The following is a 25,257-nucleotide window of genomic DNA, read 5'->3' on the forward strand; positions in this document are numbered from 1 at the left end:
CATGGGGGGATCGCGCCTAGGGCACGGTTTCCAGGCGGGCGCTGACGAAATCGATGAACACCCGCAGCTTCGGTAGTACGTGGCGGCCCGAAGGCCACAGCAGGTGGAAGATGCCGCAGGAATGCACGTGTTCGTCCAGCACGCTGACCAGGCGACCGTCCGCCAGCGCATCGCGCACCGAGTGCACGGGTACGAAGGCCAGGCCGACGTGGCGCAGCGCCAGCGCCACCCGCGCCTCGATGGTGTTGGCCACCATGTGCACCGGCAGCTCCTGCGGTGTTTCATGGTCGGGCCAATGGATCGGCCACAGCTCCAGCTTGCCGGTGCTGGGGAAGCGGTAGTGCAGCAGCGTGTGCTGCAGCAGTTCGGCGGGCGTGCGTGGCGTACCGCGGCGCTGCAGGTAGGCCGGCGAGCCGACGATGCGGCGTGGAAACACCCCCAGGCGACGTGCGTTCATGCGCGAATCGCTGGGTTCGCCGACACGCAGCACGGCGTCGAAACCTTCCTCGATGACGTCGACCAGCCGGTCGCTGAAATCAAGGTCGAGGCGGATGTCCGGATACGCAGCCATGAACTCGGCCATCAACGGCAGGGTGAGGTCGCCGACCAGTGGCAGGCCGATGCGCAGCGTACCGCTGGGGGTGGCGTGCGGTTGCGCAAGCTCGGTACGCGCGGCATCGCGTTCGTCGAGGATGCGCCGGCAGCGTGCCAGGAACAGCTGGCCCTCGGCGGTCAGGGTGATGCTGCGCGTGCTGCGGTGGAACAGGCGCACGCCCAGCGCGTGCTCCAGCCGCGCAACGCATTTGCCGGCGGCCGAGGCGGAGATGCCCTGCAGGCGCCCGGTCTCGACGAAGCTGCGGGTGTCGGCGGCGTGCACGAAGGTCTGCAGGTTGGCGAGGTTGTCCAGGACTGACATGGGCGTGCGGGCGATGAAAGCAGCAGGGTAGGGAGGGCGATGGCGCTGGACGGCACCGCCGCCGCAACACTGTGGTGCGGGCCGGAATGGCAGCCGTTGCGGCCTTGCAGTTCCGGCCATGATGCCGATTACGGACTGCACGGTCCATGATGACCGGAGCGGCAACCGGCTTTTTGCGCCGTGCCGTGCTGCCTAACGTGGCGGGCCTCTCCCCACGGATCACTGCGATGAATGCCGCTCTTTCCCTTGAACCCGCGCCGACGCTGCCTTCGGTGCAGCGGCTGTTGCAGCAGGTGCACCCGCAGCGCCTGGTGGGCGCGGTGGTGCTGGTGCGCGAGCACGGTGTGCTGCGCCATGCCAGCGCGACCGGGCTGGCCGATCGCGAGTCGGCCACGCTGATGCAGCGCGACCAGCTGTTCCGGCTGGCATCGGTCAGCAAGCCGCTGTTGACCACGGTGATCCTGCGCCTGGTGTCCGAGGGCGTGCTCGACCTCGATGCGCCGGTGCAGCGTTGGCTGCCGGACTTCCGCCCGGCGCTGGCCGATGGCCGCATGCCGCCGATCAGCCTGCGCCAGCTGCTCAGCCACAGCAGCGGGCTGGGATACCGCTTCCTGGAAGCCGATGCGGAGGGCCCCTATGCGCACGCTGGGGTCAGCGATGGCCTGGATGCAAACCCGCTTTCCCTGGCCGAGAACGTGTGCCGGATCGCGCAGGCACCGCTGCTGTTCGAGCCGGGCAGCCAATGGCTGTACTCGTTGGGCGTGGACGTGGCGGGGGCGGTGGCCGAAGCCGCGACCGGTGAAACGCTGCAGGTGCTGTTCGAGCGTTTGCTTGCCGCGCCTTTGGGCCTGCGTGACACCGCGTTTGCCACGCACGAGGGTGCGCGGTTGGCCACGCCCTATGTGAGCGACACGCCGCAGCCGCATCGCCTGCGCGAAGGCGAAGTGGTTGCGCCTTTCGAAGGTACGGTCGGCATCGAGTACAGCCTTGCGCGTGCCCTCGATGCCAGCCGTTTCGCTTCCGCCGGCGCCGGCCTGGTGGGTACTGCCGATGAAGTGATGTCGGTGCTGGAGGCGCTGCGTGATGTGCAGCGCTCCGGCCTGCTGCCGCCCGCGCTGGCGGCAGAGATGGCCAGCCCGCAGGTGGGCGAGCAGGGACCGCCGGAACCGGCCGGCTGGGGCTTCGGGCTGGGCTTTGCGGTGCTGCGCGATGCCACCGCCAGTGGCACGCCGCAGCGCGAAGGCAGCTGGCGCTGGGGCGGCGCCTATGGGCACAGCTGGTTCGTCGACCCGTCGCGTGGGCTGAGCGTGGTGGCACTGACCAACACGCTGTACGAGGGCATGGATGGTGCCTTCGTCGATGAACTGCGTGATGCGGTCTATGCTGATCTGGAGGCGGCGCGATGAGCGGCCACGCCCTTGATGCTGCCAGCCCGGCCGGTGAGGCCACGCGCCTGCCCTGGGCGGGCCTGCTGGCCTTGGCCGGTGGTGGCTTCATCACCCTGCTGACCGAAACCCTGCCGGCCGGTGTACTGCGGCCGATGGGCGAAAGCCTGGGCGTGAGTGATGCGGCGGTCGGTCAACTGGTGAGCGTGTATGCGCTGGGCTCGGTGATGGCCGCACTGCCGATGACCGCGCTGACCCAGCGCCTGCCGCGGCGCCCGTTGCTGCTGGCCGCCATTGCCGGTTTCGTGGTGGTCAACACGCTGACCGCGCTGAGCAGCAGTTATGCGCTGATCCTCGTTGCGCGCTTCCTGGCCGGTGTGAGCGGTGGCCTCTTGTGGTCGCTGGTGGCCGGTTATGCCGCGCGCATGGTGGTGCCGTCGTTGCAGGGGCGTGCCATTGCGGTGGCGATGGTGGGTTCGCCCTTGGCGCTGTCGCTGGGGGTGCCGGCCGGCACGCTGCTTGGCCAGCAGGTTGGCTGGCGCTGGGCGTTCGCGTTGATGAGCGTGCTGGGCGTGGGCCTGCTGGCGTACGCGCGCTGGACACTGCCGGCGCTGCCAGCGGCTGGTGCCGGCCAGCGCACGTCGCTGGGTACGGTCTGGCGGATGCCCGGCGTGCGCAGCACGCTGCTGGTGATGGTGCTGTACGTGCTGGCGCACAACGTGCTGTACACGTACATCGAGCCGCTGGCAGTCGATGCGGGTGCCGGCGCGTGGCTGGACCGGCTGCTGCTGGCGTTCGGCATGGCGGCGATTGCCGGCATCGGGATGGCGGGCTGGGGCGTGGATCGCCACCTGCGTGTGCTGGTGTGGGCGGCGGTGATCGGCTTCATCGTGCCGGTGCTGATGTTGCTGGTATGGCCTGGCGCGGCGAGCGCGCTGCTGTTGGCAACGATCCTGTGGGGCGTTGCGTTCGGCGCGGTGCCGACGCTGTTCCAGACCGCACTGGCACGCCGTGCGGGTGCCGCCGCGGACCTGGCACAGTCGATGCTGGTGACCGGCTGGAACCTGGCCATTGCTGCCGGTGGCGTGGCGGGCGGCGTGCTGCTGCAGGCCAGCGGCCCACGCCAGCTGGGTTGGCTGCCGTTGCTGTTGCTGGCGGTGACGGTGGCGTGGCTGCTGGCACGGCCGAAGGCGTGGGCGTAGGGGCCGACAATGACGACGCGGTGCCGGCCAGCGGCCGGCACTACCGGGGCCGCGCCATCCACGCATGGCGCGGACCTGCTGGAGCGGGCGCCCTGCTTTTGCTCTACTCCAGCGGCACCCGCTCGATCGGCACGCTGCGCGGGTTCTGCATGTGTTCGCGTGCCGCGCCGTACTGCTGCTGCCGCTTGTGGTGGAAGGCCACGAACTCGTCGCGGGGCAGTGGTCGCGAGAACAGCCAGCCCTGGCCGAATTCCACATGCCGGCTGTGCAGATAGGCCAGCTGCGCTTCGGTTTCCACGCCCTCGGCCACGACCCACAGGCCCAGCTCCTTGGCCATGTCGATGATGTGCGGCGTGACCGGGCTGGTCGCGCTTTCGGTGCCGATCGCATCGATGAACGACTTGTCGATCTTCAGCGCGTCCAGCGGCAGCTGCTCCAGGTACTGCAGGCTGGAAAAGCCGACGCCGAAATCGTCGATGGCCACGCTGTGGCCGGCACGGCGTGCCTGCGCCAGCATCGTGCGCGCTCGGTCCAGGTCGAGGAAGCCGCGTTCGGTGGCCTCCATCCAGATCTGCTGCGGCAGGATGCCGCTGCCGGCCATGTGCCTGGAAATCATCTTCAGGGCGCGGCCGCTGCTGATGTCTTCGGCGGCGAGGTTGATCGCGATGTGCGCGCTGCGGTCGGCCACCAGCAGCTCGCGCATGTCGCGCACCACGTTCTCGATCACCAGGTCGGTGACGTCGGCGATCATGCCGGCCTCTTCGGCCAGCGGAATGAACAGGTCGGGCCGTACCTGGGTGCCATCCGGGCGTTGCCAGCGCACCAGCGCCTCGGCACCGACGCAGATGCCGGTGTCCAGTTCGATGATGGGCTGGTAATGCAGGTACAGCTCGCGGCGGCGGATGGCGGTGGCCAGTTCACCGCGCAGCGACAGGCGGCGCCGCGACAGCCAGATCACCAGGCCGGCCCCGGCAGCGGCCAGCAGCAGGCCGACCGGCACGTACAGCCACGCCTGCTGGCGGAACGCCGCAGCCAGCGCGGTGCGCGGCGTGGTAGCGATGGCCAGCCATTCCTCGTTGCGCGCGGTGGCGAACAGCGTGGAGTGGTCCAGGCCTTCGCCGGGGTCGCGCAGCAGCGCCTGCAGCAGGTCCGGATCCAGGCCCGGCTGCTTGGCCAGCAGGCGCCCATCGGGGCTGGCCAGTGCCAGCCGCACGTTCGGATCGGCAATGACATCGACGAAGCGCCGCGGGTCCACCAGTACGTCGTAGGACCCGTACAGGATTGCCAGCACCTGGCGGCGCCCGCTGACTTCCGGGCGCACGTCCACCGCGATGCCAGCGCCATCGCTGGTGACGTGGTCCGGCGTGGGTTGATCCACATCGGCCAGGAACGGTCCCCAGGAGGTGCAGCGTAGTTTGCCGCCTTCGAAGTAGCCCATCTGGTCGATCGATGGGGTGGTCATCACCAGCGTCTGCATGCGCCGGACGTGCTCGGGACTGCAGGACACATAGGCGCCGGCTTCGGCCGACTTCAGCGCCGCCAGTGCTTCCTGGTAGGACAGGTCGGAGCGGCGCAGGCTGCGGTCGGCGATGTCGCGCAGGCGCTGTTGTTCAACGCTGACCGCGCGGTCCCAGGTGGCATAGGCCATGACTGCGATCGGCACCGCAGCGGCCAGCAGCGCCAGCGCGGTGCCGCCGATGATGACGCGCAGCCGGCTCATGGCCGGGGCTCCAGCAGGGCGGGCGGGGCAGGGCGCATGGTCGGGCCGGTCCTTGGGCAGATGCGGCTATCTGAGCATGGCGCGGGGCCGGGCGGAATGGGATCAATACGGTATTCGGTCACATTGTGGTGAAAGCGGCCAGATTTGACGGAATAGGTCCGTCAACGCTGGCGCTCGGCGCCGTGGGGGACTACCGTCGAACGCTTCGCCCGTCCCTTTTGCCCGCGCCCATGACCGAGCCCGCAACGCCCCCCGAGCACCTGCGCCGCAGCCTGTCCAACCGCCACCTGCAACTGATCGCCATCGGCGGTGCCATTGGCACCGGCCTGTTCATGGGGTCGGGCAAGACCATCAGCCTGGCCGGCCCGTCCATCGTCTTCGTCTACCTGATCATCGGCGCGATGCTGTTCTTCGTGATGCGCGCGATGGGTGAGCTGCTGCTGTCCAACCTGCAGTACAAATCCTTCATCGATTTTTCCACCGACCTGCTCGGGCCCTGGGCGGGCTTCTTCTGTGGGTGGACCTACTGGTTCTGCTGGATTGTGACTGCCATCGCCGATGTGATCGCCATCGCCGCCTACGCGCAGTTCTGGTTCCCCGGGCTGGATGCGTGGATACCGGCGCTGGCCTGCGTGCTGCTGTTGCTGGCACTGAACCTGGTGACGGTGAAGCTGTTCGGCGAAATGGAGTTCTGGTTCGCGCTGATCAAGATCGTGGCGATCTGCGCACTGATCATCACCGGCGCTGGGCTGGTGGCGTGGGGCTTCACCTCGCCCAGCGGCCACACCGCCTCGCTGTCGAACCTGTGGAATGACGGCGGCATGTTCCCGATGGGGCTGGTCGGCTTCTTCGCCGGTTTCCAGATTGCGGTATTCGCCTTCGTCGGCATCGAGCTGGTCGGCACCACCGCCGCCGAAACCGCCGACCCCGAGCGCAACCTGCCCAAGGCGATCAACTCGATCCCGGTGCGCATCATCATCTTCTACGTGCTGGCGCTGATCGCGATCATGGCCGTCACCCCGTGGCGTCAGGTGGTGCCGGACAAGAGCCCGTTCGTGCAGCTGTTCGTGCTGGCCGGCATTCCCGCCGCCGCCAGCCTGATCAACTTCGTGGTGCTGACCTCGGCCACGTCCTCGGCCAACAGCGGCATCTTCTCCACCAGCCGCATGCTGTATGGCCTGGCCGAAGAGGGCCACGCCCCGCGCGGGCTGTCGAAGCTGTCGCGCGCCGCGGTGCCGGCCCGCGGCCTGCTGTTCTCGTGTCTGTGCCTGCTGGGCGGCACGCTGCTGATCTACCTGATTCCCAACCTGGTGACCGCCTTCACCCTGGTGACGACGCTGGCGACGGTGCTGTTCATCTTCGTCTGGTCGCTGATCCTGGTGGCCTACATGGCCTACCGCCGCCGCTACCCGGAGCGCCACGCGGCATCGATCTTCAAGATGCCCGGCGGCGTGGCCATGTGCTGGGCCTGCCTGGTGTTCTTCGCCGGCGTGCTGGTGCTGCTGAGCCTGCAGGGCGACACCCGCCAGGCGCTGATCGCCAGCCCGGCGTGGTTCGTGCTGTTGGCTGTGGGGTATTGGGCGCGGCGGAGGACGGCGAAGTAACCCAGCGTTTCCGTTCCATTGATTGATCCATTGTCTCCGGACGTTTCATCCACGCATGGCGTGGATCTACTGCCCGCTGCAGGAAACTGTCCAGGGCGGGTGGGTGTGGCCCGGCGGGACCGTTGGCGCCATGGATGGCGCCATCGAGCCCCCATCGATGGGTTTTCGGCGTGTCCTGCCGGGCCACACCCACCCGACCAGCCCTCAACTGCCCAGCGCTGCTCAGGGTGTTGACGCTGCCTCTGCAGGTGCAGGGCGCAGCCCTGCCAACCCCCATTCACCCAACATTCGCGGGCGCGGCCGGATCATCCGGCCGCCATGTCCCGTCGCCCCCTCCTGCTCGCGCTGTTGCTGCTGCCCAGCCTGTGGCCCGGGCTGGCTGCCGCGCGCACCGTCTATCGCTGCGTGCAGGGCAACACCGTCAGCCTGGCTACCGCCCCGGAACCCGGCTCACGCTGTACCGCCAGGGAGGTCGACGACAACGCCATCCAGACCCCCAACCTGTGGGGCAACATGGGCGTGTTCAGCGGCGTGCTGTACGAGCGCGAACAGGACGGGGCGCTGGTCTACTCCACGCGCAACCTGCCCGGCTCGCGGGTGTTCCTGAAGTTCACCGTGGCCACGCCACCGGGCGAGCCAGCGCATGAAGGGCTGGGCAAGGTCGGCAAGCCGCAGCTGGCGCAACACGCCAGGCAGTTCAAGGCCGCGGCCAAGGCCACCGGCGTCGATGATGCGTGGTTGCGTGCGATCGCCCACGCCGAAAGCAATTTCGACGCGCTGGCGGTATCCAGCAAGGGCGCGCAGGGAGTGATGCAGCTGATGCCCGATACCGCGCAGGAATACGGGGTGCGCGATCCGTTCTCGCCGCAGCAGTCGATCGAGGGTGGCGCGCGCTACATGCGCGCGCTGCTGCGCCGCTACAACGGCGATCGCCCGCTGGCGGCGGCCGCCTACAACGCGGGCATCGGGGCGGTCACCCGCTACAAGGGCGTGCCGCCCTACGCCGAAACCCTGGCCTACGTGGACAAGGTGATGGCGCTGTACGCGCGCTATCGTGAAGCGATGGGCATCCGCACGGAGGTGCCGGCGCGCTAGCCGGCACTCAGCGCGAGGTGGAGGTACTGACCAGCCCGTAGCGCTCGATGCGGCCGACGCGTGCCACCTCGGCCTGTACGTCGGCACGCTGCTTGAGTGCGCGCCAGGCGGCATCGATGCGCACATCGCCCGGCAATGACGGATAGGTCCGCATGTCCTGCAGGGCAGCCAGGGTTTCACCGCGTTCAACCGGCGAGCGCAGCTGTTCGATCAGCACGGCGGCTGCACCGTCCAGGTTGCCTTCCTCCAGCAGCATTTCGCGATGGAACAGGCGCGCGTCATCGCGCTGGGCCAGGATCACCGCGCGTGCCGCATCGCGCGCCTTGGCATCGCCGCGCTCGCGGGCGGCGGCGAACTGCAGCAGCGCCTGCGCGGCCTTGCCGTAGCCGGCGAGGCCCGGCATGTCATTCACTGCCTGCGCAGCGTCCTGCATGCGCCCCAGCGAACTGAACACGAAACCGACATTCATCTGGTGCTCGGCACCATCCGGGCCGAGCGCGCCGATGCGTGCGGCCAGCTTCGCGGTGGCCAGTGCCTCATCGGTGCGGCCCAGCCGGCGCAGTGCGGTGAGCCGGCTGTTGAGCAGCCAGGCCACCCATTCCGCTTCCGCGGCGGCAGGCGATTCGCCGTTGCTCGCCGCGCCGGCCATGCCGTCGGTCAACGAAAGCACTTCCTCGTTGCGGTCCAGCATCAGCAGGGTAGTGCTGAACTCGGCCATGCGCGCGTCCAGTGCGCGGTCGAGCAGGCCGGAGACGCGCAGTTGATCGAGGTGGCGCTGCGCCACCTGCACCGGATCGAAGCGCGCATCGCCGCGATCGACATAACGGTCGAAGCGTTTGTCGCTGCGCAGGCGGATGATCTCGGCCGGGCTGTCGATGCGCGCCAGCGTGGCTGGGATGTCGTCGCCACGCCCGTTGTCGGCCTGCAGCGTGGCCAGCGCCAGCCACAGCCCGGTGGGTTCCAGGCCGCCACTCTTCCAGCCGTTGTCGAACAGCGCCTGCAGCAGGTCCATGCGCTTCAGCGGCTGGTCACGCAGGCGGTACTGCAGGTAATTGATGGCGTGGTGATCGACCGGCAGCGGTGCGTCGGCATGCTTCAGTGCCTTGACCAGGAACGACGTGGCTGCGGCCGGCTGGTTGTCCGACAGTTCCACCGACACCTGGGTGAGCAGGACCTGGGCATCCTCCGGCAGGGCCTCCTGCGCCCGTTGCAGGTAGCGGCGGGCCTGGTCCGGCTTCTTCTGCATCAGCGCGGTCCAGCCGGCCACCTGCGCGGCGCGGCCACGATGCTCGGCATCGAAGTCGTCCAGCAGGGGATCCTCCATCAGCCGCTCCATGCTGATCAGTGCGCCCAGCGTATTGCCGCTGCGTGCCTGCTGGATCGCTTCGTCCCAGCGTATGGCGTACGCCGCATGCACCGCATCGGCGGTGGCAGAGGGCTTCTGCGGCACCACCGTGATCGAGGCGGTGGCCGGTGTGCTGGCCAGTGCCGCCAGCAGCAGGGCGGCGAGGGGGATGATGCGGGGCATGGAGGCTCTCCATCCGTGGGAACCGCATTGAACCTGCTGCAGGCAGCGAGAACAAGCGCGGCGCATGGAACTCTGGTATCCGGCAGTACGATTGGCCGTGGCGGATCGCAGCTTCACCGTCTATTGTCGGTGCCTCTTCAGGCAGGAGCAGCGCAGCACGATGGCACGGTGGCAATGGATGGCGGCAGGAGTGGCGTTGGCAACGGCGGTGGCATTGGCTGCAACCTGGTGGGAGACGCCGCTGCACACGCTGGCCGAACCTGCGGGCCCGGCGCCTACGCCACTGGCCTGGACCGCACAGATCGAGCCGTTGGCCGGCGATGGCCATCCCGGTGACCGCGACGGTGGATCCGCGCAGGCGCGTTTCGCCGACCCCTACGCGTTGCTGCGCGGCGCCGATGGCAGCATCTACTTCACCGATGCCGGCGATAACAACCGCATCCGCCGCCGCCTTCCCGATGGCCGCGTCGAAACCGTGGCCGGGCAGGGCGAGGGGCGCGTCGATGGCCCTGCGCTGCAGGCCAGTTTCAATACCCCCTCCGGCATTGCCGCTGATGCGCAGGGCAACCTGTACGTGGCCGACACTGGCAACCATGCGATCCGCCGCATCGGTACCGATGGCCAGGTGATCACGCTGGCCGGTGGCGAACAGGGCCATGCCGATGGCCCCGCCGCGCAGGCGCGTTTCGATGCGCCGATGGGCATTGCGGTGGACGCGCAGGGCCAGGTCTACGTGGCCGATACGTTCAACGATCGCATCCGGGTGATCGGTACCGATGGCAACGTGCGCACCCTGGCCGGTGGTGATCGGCCGGGCCTGGCCGATGGCACCGGCGTCGCTGCGCGCTTCGATACACCGGTGGCGCTGGCCTTCGATGCACACGGTGCCCTGCTGGTGGCCGACCTGTTCAACAACGCGGTGCGCCGTGTTGGCGCCGATGGCACGGTCAGCACCGTGGTCGCCGCCGGTGGCGTGATCAATGGTCCGCTGTCACTGGCCACCACGCACGACGGCGTGCTGTACGTGGGCGATCTCGATGGCCGCATCGTGCAGGTGACGCCGCAGGGCCACCAGATTGCGCTGGTCGGCAACGGGCGCCTGCCACGCCTGGCCCGCCCCAGCGGCCTGGCGATGGATGCCGATGGCAGCGTGCTGGTCGCCGACGCCGCCAGCTACCGCCTGCACCGCCTGCGCCCGCTGCCGGTGGGTGACCTGCCGGCGCCGGCGCTGGTTGGCCCGGCCGCCGATGCCGCGTTGCCGAAGACCGGGGGCCGTTGGCCGCTGGCGCCGCAGGAGGGCTGGCATGAAGTGGTCGGTACGCTGGGCGAAGTGCGTGGCAACTTCAAGGGTGAGAGTCGCCACCACCTGCACGGCGGCTTCGACGTGCGCGGTGACGTGGGCCAGACCGTGCTGGCGATCGCCGACGGCAAGATCAGCAGCCCGGTGGCGGCCTGGAGCCTGGGCGAGCAGGCCGAAGGGCTGTCGGTGGATCGCCTCAAGTACATCCACATGCGGGTCGGCCGCACTCCGCGCGACCAGCCGTTTGATGCGCGCTGGCAGGCGCTGTATGACGAGCAGGGCAAGCTGGAGCGGATGCGCGTGCGCCGCGGCATGCGCATCCACGCCGGCGACCGCCTGGGCAGCATCAACAACCAGGCGCACGTGCATCTGGCGGTGGGCACGGGTGGTTTCGAGACCAATGCGGTGGCGCTGGGCTTCCACAACTACGCCGACCACTTCGCGCCGCGCATCACCGATGTGGCCCTGCTGGACGACAACGACCAGCCGATGGCGGCGGGCAGCGACGGCGTAGCGGTGGTGGCGCGCCAGGGCCGCGGCGTGCAGATCGTGATCGAGGCCTGGGACCAGGTCGACAACAACCTGCCGCGCCGTCGCCTGGGCATGTACCAGGTGGGCTACCAGATCCTCGATGCCGCTGGGCAGCCGCTGCAGGGTTACGAGCAGCCGCGCTGGAACATCGTGTTCAACCGCATGCCGCCGCAGAAGGAAGCGGTGCGCGTGGCCTACGCACCGGACAGCGGCATCACCGTGCATGGCAGCGCGGTGACCCGTTTCCGTTACCTGGCCACCAACACCGTGCGTGATGGCCTGATGGAAACCGGGCGCTGGCAGCCGGCGGCGTTGCCGCCGGGCGAGTACATCGTGCGTGCCAGCGTGCGCGACTACAGCGGCAACGAAGGCGTCGGCCCGCGCGAGATCAGGGTACGGCTGCTGCCATAGCGGCAGCCGGGGCGCCGCAGCGTTCGCGCTCGGCGTCCATGTCTTCCAGCGGCCGCACCTCGATGCTGCCGAAGCGCGCCCAGGGGAAGTCGCGGGCGATGCGCATGGCTTCGTCACGGTCGCGGGCGACGATCAGGTTGAAGCCGGCCAGCAGTTCGCGGGTTTCGGCGAACGGCCCATCGAGCACGCGGCTGTGGCCATCGCGCACGCGCAGGGTCTGCGCGGTATCGACCGGCTGCAGCTTCTGTGCGGCCAGCAGCGTGCCTTCGGCCTGCAGTTTGTCGGCGTGGGCGAGGCAGTCGCGCATCAGCGCGTTGAATTCTTCGGTGGGCAGGGCCTGCAGCAGGGCAGGCTCGATATAGATCAGAAGCAGATACTGCTGCATGTCACGGTCCAGGCGGGGGCGGGGTGCCCATGATCGCGCAGGTCTGCGCGGGGGCATGTTGCAGCGCAGAAGCGCGCCTTCGGCGGGGATCGGCGAACGGCGGAGCCCCTCCGTGGTGGGTTTGGGTGGGTCGCTGAAAGCGGGTTTCCTGAGGGTGGGCCGGGCGGGTGGGATTGGCGGGGACGCCGTGAATCCGTCCCTGGAGGCTTAGCCGCGCCATCCATGGCGCGGATACCCCGCCAACCCCACCCGCCCGGCCCCAGACAGATTCCGGCGGCCGATCCACCACGGGAAATCAACAAGCAAGAGCAAAAGCGGGTCGCTTCGCTCGCAAAGCCGAGCCCGCCAGCCAACCGCCTTTGCTTTTGCTTTTGCTGTTGCCTTTTCTCTTGATCTTCCCGTGGTGGGTACCGGAGGCAGGAAACTGTCCAGGGCCGGGTGGGTAGGCGGGGCGGGGGTGTCCGCGGCATGGATGCCGCGGCCAAGCCCCCATGGATGGGTTTACGGCGTCCCCCGACCCGCCTACCCACCCGGCCGAACCCATGAACCCGAGCTTTCAGCGACCCACCCAAACCCACCACGGAGGGGCTCCGCCGTTCGCTGACCTCCGCCGAAGGCGCGCTTTCCGCGCAAGAAAATATTTCCAACCGACGTGTCGATTCCCCGCCCCCTGGTTCGTTGTACCCAGTGAAGGGCACGCACCACGCGTCCCCACGGGAGACCGCAATGAAAGTGATGGTGATCGTGAAGGCCAACGCCGACTCCGAAGCCGGCCGCATGCCCAGCGAACAGGAATTGTCCGAAATGGGCGCCTTCAACGAGCAACTGGTGGCCGCCGGCATCATGCTCGCCGGTGAAGGCCTGCACGCCACCCAGCGCGGCCGACGCATTCACTTCGGCAGCGGCGCGCCCAAGGTCGAGGCCGGTCCGTTCGGCCCCGCCGGTGAGCAGATCGCCGGCTTCTGGCTGTGGGAGGTGCGTTCGCTGGACGAGGCGGTTGAATGGGCGAGCCGTGCGCCGTTCGGCAGTGGTGGCACGCTCGAACTGCGCCCCTTGATCTCCGCTGAAGACTTCGGTGAAGCCTTCACTCCCGAATTACAGCAGCAGGAACAGCGTCTGCGTGCACAGCTGGAAGGTTGACCCGATTCATCTCCCTGCCGGGCACGACCCGGCGCTACCGCCCTGAACCACACCACGGAGTATTGCCATGAAACTGATTCCCTTCCTCGGCTTCAGCGGCCAGGCCCACGAGGCGATGGCGTTCTACGCCAAGGCACTCGGTGGCCAGGTCACCTCGGAAATGAAATACCGCGACATGCCGCCCTCCGATGGCTCGCCGGGCTGCAACGAGATGCCGCCGGAAACACTGGACCACGTCGCGCACAGCCAGCTGGAAATCGGCAACGCCATCGTGATGGCAGCCGACGGCCCCGGCGGCGGCGACGGCGGCTCGACCACCATCAATGTCGACGTCGACAGCATCGAGGAAGCCGAGCGCGTGTTCGCGGCGCTGGCCGAAGGCGGCCAGGTACAGGTGCCGATTGGCGAGACATTCTGGGCGCACCGCTGGGGCATGTTGATCGACCGTTACGGCAAGCCGTGGATGGTCAACTGCATGAAGCAGCCCTGATTCCTCTCTTTCTTTCATCCACAAGGAGCTTCACCGATGAGTGCACCGCAACCGCAGATGATCTTCGTCAACCTTCCGGTGAAGGACCTGGAGAAATCCAAGGCCTTCTTCACCGCGCTGGGCTACACCTTCAATCCAACTTACACCAACGATGACGCGGCGGGCATGGTCATCAGCGAGAGTATCTACGTGATGCTGCTGACCCAACCTTTTTTCCAGCAGTTCACCAACAAGCCGATTGCCGATGCGCATACCCACACGGAAGTGATCAACGCACTCTCGGCACCCAGTCGCAAGGCAGTTGACGAGCTGGTGGACAAGGCCCTGGCCGCCGGCGGCAGCGAACCGCAGCCGGCGCGCGACCTGGGCTTCATGTACCAGCGGGGCTTCCAGGACCTGGACGGCCATCTCTGGGAAATCGCACACATGGACGGCGAGCCGGGCTGACGGCCGCCGCAGGGAGAACCCTCATGGCTTACGTGGATGCTTACGTGCTGCCGTGCCCGCAGGACAAGGTGGCGGCCTACCGCCGCCTTGCCCGCAAGGCCGGCGCGGTGTGGAAGGACCATGGCGCGCTACAGTACATGGAATGCGTGGCCGACGATGTGGAACCGGGCAAGAGCACCTCGTTCCCGCGCGCGGTCAAGGCGAAACCGGGCGAAACGGTGATCGTCGCCTTCGTGGTGTTCCGCTCGCGCGCGGCACGCGACCGTATCAACGCCAAGGTGATGGCCGACCCGCGGCTGGCGTCGCTGGGTCCGAAGGACATGCCGTTTGATACCCGGCGCATGTTCTGGGGCGGCTTCAAGCCGATTGTTGAAGCGTGAGCCACGGCGCTTGTGCGGGCCGGGCGTGCGTGCTGTGATCGGCGCATGCTCGAGCCCGCACTGACGCAGCGTCTGGAAACCCTCTGGCGGATGGAGTCGCCAGTGCTGATCGCGCGCCTGGCGCGGCTGCTCGGTGGCGATGTCGGCCGTGCCGAGGAGCTGGCCCAGGACACCTGGCTGGCCGCGCTGGAGCGTTGGCCGGAGCAGGGCATCCCGGACAATCCCGGAGCCTGGCTGATGACCACTGCGCGCAACCGTGCCATCGATGTGCTGCGCCAGCACCAGCGGGTGGCGCAGCAGCACGCGCAATGGGGCGAGGAACTGCATCCGGCGGCGCTGCCGGCACCGGATGACAGCCAGGCACTGGAAGATGACCTGGGCGATGACCTGCTGCGGCTGATGTTCGTGGCTTGCCATCCCGTGCTGCCGGCCGACGCGCGGGTGGCATTGACCCTGCGCCTGCTTGGTGGCCTGACCACCGCCGAGATCGCGCGTGCGTTCCTGCAGCCGGAGCCGACCATCGCCCAGCGCATCGTGCGCGCCAAGCGCACGCTGGCGCAGAAGCAGGTGCCCTATGAGGTGCCGCGCGCGGATGCGATGCCGGAGCGCTTGGCCTCGGTGCTGGAGGCGATCTATCTGGTGTTCAACGAAGGCTACGCGGCCAGTGCCGGCGACGACTGGATGCGCCCGGCGCTGTGCGAGGAGGCACTGCGGCTCGCGCGCATCCTGGCGCACCGGTTGCCGGTACCGCCGGTGCTGGGCCTGCTGGCGTTGATGGAACTGCAGGCCTCGCGCGCTGCGGCGCGCGCAGATGCGCAGGGTGCACCGGTGCTGCTGGACCAGCAGAACCGCACGCGTTGGGACTGGCTGCAGATCGACCGCGGGCAGCAGGTGCTGGCGCGCGCGTTGGCCCTCGGCGGCGACCAGGACCCCTATGTGTTGCAGGCGCGCATCGCGGCCTGCCATGCGGCTGCGCGTCGCGCTGACGCCACCGATTGGCCGCGGATTGCTGCGCTCTATACACAGCTGCTGCAGGTGCAACCTTCACCGGTGGTGGCCTTGAACCGGGTGGTGGCGATCCTGCGCAGCGACGGTGCCTTTGCCGCGTGGGCGCAGCTGCAGCCACTGCTGGTCGACCCGCGCCTGCGCGATTACGCGCCGCTGCAGGTGGTGCGCGGCGAGCTGCTGCAGGCACTGGGGCGTGAGCAGGACGCGCGTGAGGCTTTTGCCGAGGCCGCCCGGCTCAGCCAGAACCAGGCCGAGCGCGGTCTGCTGCGGCAACGGGCGGGCCTGCCACCCACGGAGTGAACCGACAAAGGCAGCACTTGTCGGCGGGCCCGTGAGCGGCTATGTTTCGCGCCCAGCGGACGCATGAGCGTCTGCGATCCATGCGTATTGACCGAGGAGCGGTTGGATGTATTCAAGGACGAAGAGCGCATCGCGCGCTTTTGCGCGCCTGCTTGCCTGTGCGCTGAGCCTGGCCGCATGGCCGATGGCCGTGCAGGCCGCGGACAAGTCACAGCAGGCCTATTGGGCCGGTTTTGCCTATACCGCTGACGCTGCCGCCGTGCAGGCGACCACGCCGCATGCGCATGCGGTGCTGGAACGGCGTGGCCTGGTCCCGTTGAACCAGACGCTGGCGCAGTCGCTCAAACGCCGCGCACCGGCCCACCTGGAGCTGATCGACCAGCCGGTGGCGATGCTCGACGGCACCACCAGCGCCACCGTGCTGGCCGCAGCGCTGGACCGCGAACTGGTCTCGGTCGAGCCGATCGGCGACCAGTACAAGGTGCTGGTTGAAGTGGCGCTGCAGGCGTTGTTCTTCGACTTCCGCGAGCGCCAGGTGATCGCCTCCTATCCGCTCACCCTGCAGCGCATCGACGTGCAGGACTACCGTCCGGACAACGACGATATCGACGCGATCGTCGCCGATCTGCTGTACGGCGGCGCCGATACCAGCCTGTCGCAGGTACTGGCGGCCAGCCTGTCGCAGGCCCGGCTGCCCGACGCTGCGGTGCGTCGCCTGCAGGTGGGTGGGGTGACCCTGTCCGAGGCGGTGCGCGCCAAGCTGCCCGACCCGAAGTGGGACGCGCCGCTGCGCGCCACCCTGGCCCATGAACTGTCCAAGACGCTGTCGTCCAACACCGGCGTCGGCCTGCTGCCGCCGGCTTCGGGCCAGGCGATCGGTGGCGCGATGGCCGCCCGCTTTGCAGACGGCAAGGTCTACCAGCTGAAGATTCCCGAACCCGACTACGTCATCCACGTGCAGGTCGATGCACTGAAGAACGGCGTGATCGAGGAAACCCCGGCGATGAAGACGATGCTGTTCGGCGCCTTCTTCACCGCCAAGGTGACCGAGCCGTTCTCGGGCAAGGTTTATTTCGAACAGCCGCTGCGCAAGGGTGCCACCAAGGTGGTGCCGGTCACGCAGTGGCAGGTCGACCAGTGGTCGGCCAGCTACGAAACCCTGCTGGCGGGCTTCGACGCCTTCGCCGGCGCTGCCGCCAAGCGCGCCGATTCGCGCGCCTGGCTGGACGAACAGAAGCCGGGCGGCCGCCCGTTGCAGCAGCAGACCCAAGCCCTCCAGGAGTTGATCAAGTCATGTCGTTGATGCGTACCATCCTGCTCATCCTCATCGCGCTGGTGGTGGCCTCGCCGGTCGCTGCGCAGACCGCGAGTTCGCGCGGCACCGGCTCGGCCAGCTACGGCCTGCGCCTGAGTGCCGACACCCGCGCCCAGGCCCTGAACAAGGCCAAGGTCAATGCCCTGGAGGCGTACATCGCCGAATCCGGTGCGGCCAAGCTGCGCCTGTTCGAAGCGCGCCGCGCCGAGTTCATCGGCGAGATCGACCGCTACGTGCTCAGCGCGGTGCAGCTGTCGGATACCGAAGACAAGAAGGCCAAGACCTACAGCGTCACCGTCCGCGCCGAGATCAACACCACCCTGCTGCAGACCAAGCTGGATGCCGGTTCGGCCGTGGCCGGTGCCACCGCCGCGCAGCGCTCGCTGCTGACCTTCCTGTTCATGGCGCGCTCGCAGGACACCGTGCAGTCGTTCCAGGACAAGGAATACCGCCGCGTCGATGCCAGCAGCAGCTACAGCGAGAACACCCGTGAGGGCGACAGCTTCCGCGGCAACTCGGTCAGCACCAACGGCAGCATCAACCAGAACGGTTCGGTGTCGGTCACCAGCGGCGGCAGCACCACCGCGCGCGCCGACAACATCACCTGGAAGGTGGCCAACGCCGCCGAGGTCAACACCGCGATGACCGGTGCCTTCAGCGCTGCCGGCTACGAAGTGGTTGAAGCCGAATACGTGGAAGGCGAGTCGCGCGGCCTGCTCAGCATCGAGCGCATCCGCAAGGACTTCAGCACCGGCAACGACCTGGCCCCGGCCACCCTGCGCGACACCGCCAACGGTATCCGTGCAGCCAACATCCCGTACATCGCGGTGGGCACCCTCGACGTCGGCATGCGCGACCGCGATCCGGCCAGCGGCAACACCCGCGTGTTCGTCACTGTCACCGGCAAGGTGCTGGATGTCACCGGTCGTTTCCCGCGCACCGTGTCGTCGGTCGGCCCGGTGCAGTTCTCCGGTACCGGCCCGAATGAAACCGTGGCCCGTACCAATGCGCTGCAGCTGGCAGCCGAAAAGGCCGCCCAGCAGATGATCAACGAACTGAACGTCAAGGCGGTCCGCTGATCCGCCACCCCGGTGGGTGCCGAGCTCGCTCGGCATCGCCCCGGGGTTACCGATTTCCCACGTGCCGCACCGCGGCCGTCTCTCCCAAAGGACTCTCACATGATCCGCAATACCGCTCTTGTCCTGGCCATCGCGGCCGCCACCCTGTCGATGCCGGCCCACGCTGGCCTGGGCAAGCTGAAGGACCTGACGGGCGCCTCCACCGGCTCCTCCGGCAGCACTTCCAGCGCCGCCGCGCCGAACGAAGCCGCGCAGGAAGCACTGGTGCGTCGTTTCGTCAGCTCGCAGTCGCACTCGCTGCAGGCCCAGACCTCGTTCGCCCGTGCCTTCGGCCTGGCCGAGCAGGTGCAGCTGCTGGAAGCCGAGCGCCAGGCGCTGTCGTCCGGTTCGGTCAGCGTCGATGCGATGAAGAAGTCGGTGTCGGTCAGCGAAGCCGCCCAGGCCGCGATCGACGAGCGCCAGGCCGCGCAGCCGGAGCTGAACGCTGAATCCAAGCAGCACTACGCCGAAGGCCTGGTCTCGCTGTTGTCCTCGGCTGCCGAAGCGCAGAAGCTGGGTGGCGAAGCCAGCAACTTCACCGCCGGCATGAAGAACCTGGGCGCCACCCAGATGGCCACCGTCGGTCGCAAGCTGGCCGCTGGTGCATGGGTGGCCAAGGAATCGCCGGGCTTCATCCAGGGCCTGTACGGCTCGACCAAGTCGGCCGTGACCTTCGCCAAGAAGAGCAAGGTCAAGGTGCCGTCCAACGCCGACTCGATGCTGGGCCAGCTGGACAAGATGAACTGATCCGAGGCGAATCCCCATGCGTACGACCTCCCGTTTGATCGGCCTGGGCCTGGCTGCCGCGCTGCTTGCAGCCTGTGGCAAGCAGGACACTCCTGCCGAAGCGCCCGCACCCGCCAAGGACAAGGCAACCAGTGCACTGGCCAGCAATGCGCCAGTGGACGCAGCGCCCCTGCGTGGCACGCCGGATTTCGGCGGCACCACCCAGGTCGCGCGCGAGGCCGACGGCATCGGCAGCACCCCGGAACTGGCGGTGCTGGCGGCGCTGCAGTCGGCGGTGGCGCAGGTCAACGGCGTACGCGTGGCCAGCCAGATGCAGAGCCTGCGTGCAGGCCTGCATGTGGATGTGGATGACGAACACGTCGGCGATATCCGCGCCGACGCGTTCACCCAGCAGATGATCTCCGGCTCGCAGGGCGCGGTGCTGGGCTATGAAATCCTGTCGCAGGACGAAGTGCGGCAGCTGGACGAGGAAACCATCGCCCGCGTGCGCGCCAGCGATGAAGGCTGGAGCTTCAAGGGTTCGGCGTCTACCAGCGCTTCCGGCGAAGCCACGGCCAAGGGCGCCGGCGGCTCGGCCAGCGTCAGGGAAAGCTACGACGAGAAGGTCAGCGTCGATGCCAAGCGTGGCGCCAGCTCGTTCGACTCCGACGTGACCCATCGCAGCATGCGCAGTTACTGGAAGGTGCGCGTGCGTGCACAGATTGCCCAGTACCGTGCGCCGGACGAGCAGGGCAAGCCGAAGATCGTGGTCGCGCTGCCGCGCACCAAGGCCGGCAGCTATGCCGTGGGCGATGGCCGCGTGAGTACCGATGAAGTGGCCGACGCTATCCGCGCGCGCCTGTCCGACACGCTGACCCAGACCCAGCGCTTCATCGTGCTGGACCGCGAGTTCGGCGACGAACTGCAGGCGGAGATCGACCACATCAACAGCGGCAACGTGCGCCTGCAGGACACCGCCCGCGTCGGCCAGCAGCTGGCGACCGACCTGATCCTGATCCCGACCATCGAACGCTTCGAGTACCCGCGCAGCGTGCGCAACCTGCGCATGTCCGACCGCCAGGTGACCTCGTACGCCGGTGGCGGCCGCATCACCCTGCGCCTGATCAACGCCACCACCGGCCAGGTGGTGATGTCCGACAGCTTCGATCACCAGCTGGCCTCGACCGGACCGAGCACCCTGCCGCGCGTGGTCAACGGCCGCAACATGGCCGCGGCGATGATGGAATCACTGTCCGGCCAGATCGGTACCACCATCGTTACCACGCTGTTCCCGGTGTCGGTGGTTTCGGTGGACGGTGACCAGGTGGTGCTGAGCCAGGGCGGCGAAACCCTGCAGGCCGGCCAGCGCTGGCAGGCCGTGCGCCTGGGCGAGGAACTGAAGGACCCGCAGACCGGCCGCTCGCTGGGCCGCAGTGAACACCCGTGCTGCACCATTCGCATCGACCGCGTTGCTGCACAGACCTCGTACGGCACCATTGAGGACGGCGTCGACGCGCTGCGCGGCGGCTTCCGTCCGGGCCAGATCGAACTGCGCCAGAAGCTCGGCAGCAAGCCGGCTGCCGCCGCTGCTGGCGCAACGTCCTCGGCTGCACCGGCCGCCGCCGCGCGCCCGGCGGCCAAGCCAAAGCCCAAGCCTGCCGCCGCCCCGGCCGAAGATCCGAACTGGTAACAGGCCCAAGCAACACACCGATGGGGTCAGAGACCTTTCCCGCAGGGAAAGGGATCTGACCCCTTCTTGTTTCCGTTCGTGTCGACCAAGGTCGACACCCACCAACAGCAGCGTCCCCCGCAACCGGACCCACCCCGCCATGCCACGGAATGCCTGCGTCTGCTGTTGTTGTTGCTGTTGCTTCGGCCGTTGCCGTTGTTTCTGCGGGTGCAGGGCGCAGCCCTGCCGAACCCCTTACACTCCAGAAGGATTTCCCTGCTGGAGAGAGCAATGAAACGAGTGGTACTGGGCGTGCTGGCCCTGTCGGTGTCGAGCGCACTGATGGCGGCCACCCCGAAATTCGATGGCGCGCGGATCTCCGCCGACGTCAAGGAACTGGCCTCCGACGCCTACGAAGGCCGCTCGCCGGCCACTGCCGGCGAAGAGAAGACCATCGCCTATCTCAGCAAGCAGTTTGCCGACGCCGGCCTGCAGCCGGGCGGCGACCTCAAGGACGGCAAGCGCCTGTGGACCCAGGCCGTGCCGCTGCGCAAGGGCGACATCGTCGGCGCACCGCAGCTGGCGCTGCACCAGGGCGGCAAGACCGTTGCGCTGGAGCAGGGCAAGCAGATCGCCGTGCGTGCCGCCATGAACGGCGCCAGCAACGTCGACATCAGCAAGGCCCCGCTGGTGTTCCTCGGCTACGGCGTGAAGGCCCCGGAGCGCAACTGGGACGACTTCAAGGGCGTGGACTTGAAGGGCAAGATCGCTGTCGTGCTGATCAACGACCCGGACTTCGAAACCGGCCAGGGTGATTTCGACGGCAAGGGCATGACCTATTACGGCCGTTGGACCTACAAGTACGAGGAAGGCGCCCGCCAGGGTGCGCTGGGCGTGCTGATCGTGCACGAGACCGCGCCGGCGTCGTATGGCTGGGCCACCGTGGCCGGTTCCAACACCAACACCATGTTCGATGTGGTGCGCGACAACCCGGCCGAGAGCCATCCGCTGCTGGAAGGCTGGATCCAGCGTGACCTGGCGGTGGAGCTGTTCCGCTCCGCCGGGCAGGACTTCGAGGCGCTGAAGAAGAAGGCGCAGCAGCGCGACTTCACCCCGGTGGCGCTGACCGGCGCCAGCCTGGACGCGAAGTACGCGGTGAAGACCGAAGTGATCACCTCGCACAACGTCGCCGCGCGCCTGGAAGGCAGCAGTCACCCGGACGAGACGATCATCTACAGCGCGCACTGGGACCACATCGGCGTGGGTGAGCCGGACGCACGCGGCGACCGCATCTTCAACGGCGCACTGGACAATGCCAGTGGTACCGCCTCGCTGATCGAACTGGCCCGTGGCTTCGCCAAGGAAAAGCGCCCGCAGCGCTCACTGCTGTTCCTGGCGGTCACCGCCGAGGAGAAGGGCCTGCTGGGTTCGGAGTACTACGCCACCCATCCGCTGTATCCGCTGGAAAAGACCGTGGCGGTGATCAACATGGACGGCATGGCGCCGTTCGGCCCGTCGCGTGATTTCGGCATCTACGGTGCCGCGCGCTTCGAGCTGCTGGACCAGCTGAAGGACGTGGCCAAGGGCTGGGACATCCGCTACACGCCGGACCCGAAGCCGGAAGCGGGCCTGTTCTTCCGCTCTGATCACTTCCCGTTCGCCAAGCGCGGCGTGCCGGCACTGTCCTGGTCGGCTGGCCAGGACTGGGTGGACGGTGGCGTGGCCGCAGGCAAGAAGGCCTCCGAGGGCTACACCGCCAAGCGCTACCACCAGCAGGGCGACGAGTGGCAGCCGGACTGGGTGTTCGCCGGTGCCGCCCGCGACCTGGAAGTGCTGTACACGCTGGGCAACCAGCTGGCCAACGCGCGCAGCTGGCCGAACTGGAGCAAGGACGAGTCGTTCCGCGCCGTGCGTGACGCCAGCGCCGACCAGCGCAAGTAAGGCGCCTGCAACCCGCAGTAATCGCCCCCTGAGTCAGGGGGCAGCGCCGGAGGCGCGGGGGTGTGGAGGCTGCTGAGAGGGGCCCACGGCTTGCGCAGGCGAGTCCCCGGCTCTACCAGATGGCCTTCCATCCCCGCTTTCCAGGCCTTCGTCGCAGCCCGCTTGCTTGCCCGATGGGCCGCCCTATGCTCGGCTCACCCCCTTCCACCAAGGCGCCGCCGTGATCGCCAGCCTCTCCCTCATCCTCCGTCACTTGCTGGCCTGGGCCGCGGCACTGTTCGTGGCCGGCATGGTCTGGAGCGGTATTTTCAGCGGCATGAACGATGGTCCCGGCTGGGTATTCGGGCTGCTGGTGATGTTCCTGATGATCTCCGCGCTGGGCAGTGCGGTGACCCATGTGCGCCGGGTCTGGCTGGTGGCGGGCCGCCTCGATGGTGCCACCCTGTCCGGACGCCAGCGCCGGCAGATCGAACTGCCGATGGATGCCGGCCACGCCTTTGCCGTGGTCGAGGCGGCGGTGGGTGAACTGCCGCGGGTGGAAGAGGTGGAAAGCTCGGCCGGCAGCCTGCAGGTGCGCGCCTATGTACGCCGCGTCGACCTCTGGAACGGCCGCCAACCGTCGCGCTGGAACCTGCCGGCGCGGCTGGCGATCAAGCGCAACAGCGTGCTGGCCACGGTCACGCCAGGGCAGGGCACCAGCACCGTCACCCTGTTGTTCGAACCGGACGCCGGCTGGTGGGCCGACCTGCTGGCGCTGGACGAGGGCAGCAACTACGAGAACGCCGAAGCGGTCACCCGCGCGATCAGCCGCCGTGTTGCCGACCAGCGCCGCGACGAGCAGGCCGCGGCCGAGCAGACCCAGGTGGAAAAGGAACTGTCGGTGGCGCGGCTGAACCTGCTGCACGCGCAGGTGGAACCCCACTTCCTCTACAACACGCTGGCCAATGCGCAGGTACTGACGCGCACCGACCCGGCGCGTGCCGAACAGATGCTCGGCCACTTGATCCAGTACCTGCGCAGCTCGTTGCCGCAGGTGGACGAATCGGTATCCACGCTGGGCGTGGAGCTGGAGCGCACCCGCGCCTACCTGGAAATCCTGCGTATCCGCATGGGCGCACGCCTGGCGGTGGAAGTGCAGGTACCGAACGAACTGCACGGCGTGCACCTGCCGGCGATGGCACTGCAGACACTGGTGGAGAACGCGATCAAGCACGGCCTGGAACCCAAGCCCGGCGGTGGCACGATCTGGATCCTGGCGCGCGGCTTCGATGACCACGTGACCGTGACCGTGGCCGACGATGGGCTCGGCTTCGGCCAGGGCACCAGCGGTACCGGCATCGGCCTGAAGAACCTGCGCGAGCGCCTGCGCCTGACCTGCGGTGAGCAGGCCGGCGTGGCGATCGTTGCCAACTTCCCCAGCGGCGTGGCCGCGACCATGACCCTGCCGCAGTCGCACAAGGAGCGCAGCCATGCCGCTTGAAGCCCTGATCGCCGAAGATGAGGAACTGCTGCGGCAGTCACTGGTGGAGCAGCTGGGCCGGCTGTGGCCGGACCTCAAACTGGTGGCCCAGTGCGAGGATGGTGCCAGCGCGCTGGAGCAGCTGGCCGAGACGCAGCCGGACATCGCCTTTCTCGACATCCGCATGCCCGGCATCAGCGGCATCGAAGTCGCGCGCTCGCTGTCCGAGCTGAGCCCGCGCACCCAGGTGGTGTTCGTCACCGCCTACGACCAGTACGCCATCGATGCGTTCGAGCAGGGTGCGATGGACTACCTGCTGAAGCCGGTCAGTGACGAACGCCTGCTGGCGACCCGCGAACGCATCCTGTCCCGGCTGCCATCGACGCGCCAGGACGATGCCGTGCTGGAGCGGCTGCTGCAGCGGTTGGGTCCATCGCAGGGCGCTGCCGAGCGCCCGCCCTTGGCCTGGATCACCGCCAGCAACGGCCGCGAGACGCAGCTGATCATGCTGGAAGACGTGGCCTACTTCCGCGCCGACAACAAGTACACCACCGTGGTCACCGCCGCCGGCGAAAGCCTGCTGCGCACACCGTTGCGCGAATTGCTGGAAGTGCTCGATCCGCAGCACTTCCGCCAGATCCATCGCTCCACCATCGTCAACATGAAGGCGGTGGCGGCAGTGAGCCGCGACGACACCGGGCGCGGCGTGCTGCGCCTGCGCGGGCGCACGGAGACGCTGGTGGTCAGCCAGCCGTTCATGAGCCTGTTCCGCGGCATGTAGCCGCAGCTGCATCACCCCTGCACCGAGGAACGAACATGCCCCGTCTGCTGATTGCGTGCGTCGTCGTGCTGGCGCTGGCCGGCTGCGAAAAATCCCGCAACACCTCGATCACCCGCACCCAGGCCAACGGCGTGGATACGCTGTACAGCAAGGGCACCGTCGTCGATGGCGAGGCACGCTTCCAGTGCATTGCCAGCAGCAGTGGCGCCTGCCACTACCTGGTGCTCGATCCGGCCTGCAGCCCCGATGCCGCGTGTGCCACGCCGCCGCTGCGCCGGTTCGCGGTGGCGGTGGGAAAGACCGAGGCCATGCGTGGCCTGCCCGACGGCTTCCGCCAGTGCGTCAGCCAGGACCCGATAGAACAATGCCACCGTGAGTGATCACGGTGGCATTGTGGGTCCCCCCG

General features: G+C 68.1%; 22 protein-coding genes. 18 read left to right on the forward strand and 4 right to left on the reverse strand.

Features of this window, described 5'->3' with window-relative positions; all coding sequences use genetic code 11:
• Positions 1-16: 16 nt before the first annotated feature.
• Positions 17-916, reverse strand: a complete 900-nt coding sequence (locus tag ACYKG1_RS02115; RefSeq protein WP_478471705.1) for a LysR family transcriptional regulator — start codon at positions 914-916, stop codon at positions 17-19.
• Between the two features lie 227 nt (positions 917-1,143).
• Between ACYKG1_RS02115 and ACYKG1_RS02120 the strand changes: the two genes are divergently transcribed.
• Both ACYKG1_RS02120 and ACYKG1_RS02125 read left to right on the forward strand, forming a co-directional pair.
• Positions 1,144-2,322, forward strand: coding sequence for a serine hydrolase domain-containing protein (locus ACYKG1_RS02120; RefSeq protein ID WP_478471706.1), 1,179 nt, complete (start codon positions 1,144-1,146; stop codon positions 2,320-2,322).
• Positions 2,319-3,503, forward strand: coding sequence for an MFS transporter (locus ACYKG1_RS02125; protein ID WP_100471119.1), 1,185 nt, complete (start codon positions 2,319-2,321; stop codon positions 3,501-3,503). The genes ACYKG1_RS02120 and ACYKG1_RS02125 overlap by 4 nt, the downstream gene beginning before the upstream one ends.
• Positions 3,504-3,606: 103 nt before the next feature.
• Here ACYKG1_RS02125 and ACYKG1_RS02130 read toward each other — a convergent pair whose 3' ends face one another.
• A complete protein-coding gene (locus tag ACYKG1_RS02130) occupies positions 3,607-5,223 on the reverse strand; it encodes an EAL domain-containing protein (RefSeq protein ID WP_100471120.1) in 1,617 nt (538 codons plus the stop codon).
• Between the two features lie 230 nt (positions 5,224-5,453).
• On the opposite strand from ACYKG1_RS02130, the gene cycA reads away from it, so the two are divergent.
• Entirely contained in the window at positions 5,454-6,827 is a 1,374-nt protein-coding gene (gene cycA, locus ACYKG1_RS02135; RefSeq protein ID WP_262082996.1) for a D-serine/D-alanine/glycine transporter, read from the forward strand.
• A gap of 318 nt (positions 6,828-7,145) precedes the next feature.
• Positions 7,146-7,922: a lytic transglycosylase domain-containing protein gene (locus tag ACYKG1_RS02140; RefSeq protein ID WP_478471708.1), complete on the forward strand. Its 777-nt coding sequence runs from the start codon at positions 7,146-7,148 to the stop codon at positions 7,920-7,922.
• A 7-nt stretch (positions 7,923-7,929) separates the two neighbouring features.
• On the opposite strand, the gene ACYKG1_RS02145 is transcribed toward ACYKG1_RS02140, so the two are convergent.
• The gene (locus ACYKG1_RS02145; RefSeq protein ID WP_478471710.1) at positions 7,930-9,450 is read right to left on the reverse strand and encodes a tetratricopeptide repeat protein; all 1,521 of its coding nucleotides are present in this window, start codon (positions 9,448-9,450) and stop codon (positions 7,930-7,932) included.
• 160 nt (positions 9,451-9,610) lie between these two features.
• On the opposite strand from ACYKG1_RS02145, the gene ACYKG1_RS02150 reads away from it, so the two are divergent.
• Positions 9,611-11,692, forward strand: coding sequence for an NHL repeat-containing protein (locus ACYKG1_RS02150; protein WP_478471712.1), 2,082 nt, complete (start codon positions 9,611-9,613; stop codon positions 11,690-11,692).
• On the opposite strand, the gene ACYKG1_RS02155 is transcribed toward ACYKG1_RS02150, so the two are convergent.
• Positions 11,670-12,077 carry a YciI family protein gene (locus tag ACYKG1_RS02155; RefSeq protein WP_004153945.1) on the reverse strand — a complete coding sequence of 136 codons (408 nt, stop codon included), beginning with the start codon at positions 12,075-12,077 and terminating at the stop codon, positions 11,670-11,672. The genes ACYKG1_RS02150 and ACYKG1_RS02155 overlap by 23 nt on opposite strands.
• Before the next feature lie 726 nt (positions 12,078-12,803).
• On the opposite strand from ACYKG1_RS02155, the gene ACYKG1_RS02160 reads away from it, so the two are divergent.
• The 13 genes from ACYKG1_RS02160 (at position 12,804) to ACYKG1_RS02220 (ending at position 25,231) form a co-directional block, all read left to right on the forward strand.
• Entirely contained in the window at positions 12,804-13,217 is a 414-nt protein-coding gene (locus ACYKG1_RS02160) for a YciI family protein (protein ID WP_100471129.1), read from the forward strand.
• Between the two features lie 67 nt (positions 13,218-13,284).
• A complete protein-coding gene (locus tag ACYKG1_RS02165; RefSeq protein ID WP_100471130.1) occupies positions 13,285-13,707 on the forward strand; it encodes a VOC family protein in 423 nt (140 codons plus the stop codon).
• A 36-nt stretch (positions 13,708-13,743) separates the two neighbouring features.
• Positions 13,744-14,154, forward strand: coding sequence for a VOC family protein (locus tag ACYKG1_RS02170; RefSeq protein ID WP_100471131.1), 411 nt, complete (start codon positions 13,744-13,746; stop codon positions 14,152-14,154).
• A 23-nt stretch (positions 14,155-14,177) separates the two neighbouring features.
• A complete protein-coding gene (locus ACYKG1_RS02175) occupies positions 14,178-14,534 on the forward strand; it encodes a DUF1428 domain-containing protein (protein WP_014645774.1) in 357 nt (118 codons plus the stop codon).
• Positions 14,535-14,579: 45 nt separating this feature from the next.
• Positions 14,580-15,842, forward strand: a complete 1,263-nt coding sequence (locus ACYKG1_RS02180; RefSeq protein ID WP_262083001.1) for an RNA polymerase sigma factor — start codon at positions 14,580-14,582, stop codon at positions 15,840-15,842.
• 106 nt (positions 15,843-15,948) lie between these two features.
• A complete protein-coding gene (locus ACYKG1_RS02185) occupies positions 15,949-17,145 on the forward strand; it encodes a hypothetical protein (RefSeq protein ID WP_100471133.1) in 1,197 nt (398 codons plus the stop codon).
• Positions 17,136-18,236 (forward strand): hypothetical protein, encoded by a 1,101-nt coding sequence (locus tag ACYKG1_RS02190; RefSeq protein WP_262083003.1) that lies wholly within the window; start codon positions 17,136-17,138, stop codon positions 18,234-18,236. Before ACYKG1_RS02185 ends, ACYKG1_RS02190 begins: the two co-directional genes overlap by 10 nt.
• A 99-nt stretch (positions 18,237-18,335) precedes the next feature.
• A complete protein-coding gene (locus ACYKG1_RS02195; RefSeq protein ID WP_262227214.1) occupies positions 18,336-19,022 on the forward strand; it encodes a hypothetical protein in 687 nt (228 codons plus the stop codon).
• A gap of 16 nt (positions 19,023-19,038) precedes the next feature.
• Positions 19,039-20,691: a CsgG/HfaB family protein gene (locus ACYKG1_RS02200; RefSeq protein ID WP_478471715.1), complete on the forward strand. Its 1,653-nt coding sequence runs from the start codon at positions 19,039-19,041 to the stop codon at positions 20,689-20,691.
• Positions 20,692-20,961: 270 nt separating this feature from the next.
• Positions 20,962-22,611, forward strand: a complete 1,650-nt coding sequence (locus tag ACYKG1_RS02205) for a M28 family metallopeptidase (protein ID WP_478471717.1) — start codon at positions 20,962-20,964, stop codon at positions 22,609-22,611.
• A 220-nt stretch (positions 22,612-22,831) separates the two neighbouring features.
• Positions 22,832-24,091 carry a sensor histidine kinase gene (locus ACYKG1_RS02210; RefSeq protein WP_088023868.1) on the forward strand — a complete coding sequence of 420 codons (1,260 nt, stop codon included), beginning with the start codon at positions 22,832-22,834 and terminating at the stop codon, positions 24,089-24,091.
• Positions 24,081-24,851, forward strand: coding sequence for a LytR/AlgR family response regulator transcription factor (locus ACYKG1_RS02215; protein WP_262083006.1), 771 nt, complete (start codon positions 24,081-24,083; stop codon positions 24,849-24,851). The genes ACYKG1_RS02210 and ACYKG1_RS02215 overlap by 11 nt, the downstream gene beginning before the upstream one ends.
• Before the next feature lie 35 nt (positions 24,852-24,886).
• Positions 24,887-25,231: a hypothetical protein gene (locus ACYKG1_RS02220; protein WP_100471140.1), complete on the forward strand. Its 345-nt coding sequence runs from the start codon at positions 24,887-24,889 to the stop codon at positions 25,229-25,231.
• The last annotated feature ends 26 nt before the right edge of the window (positions 25,232-25,257 follow it).

This window comes from Stenotrophomonas sp. 85239_Sma, from assembly GCF_056481725.1.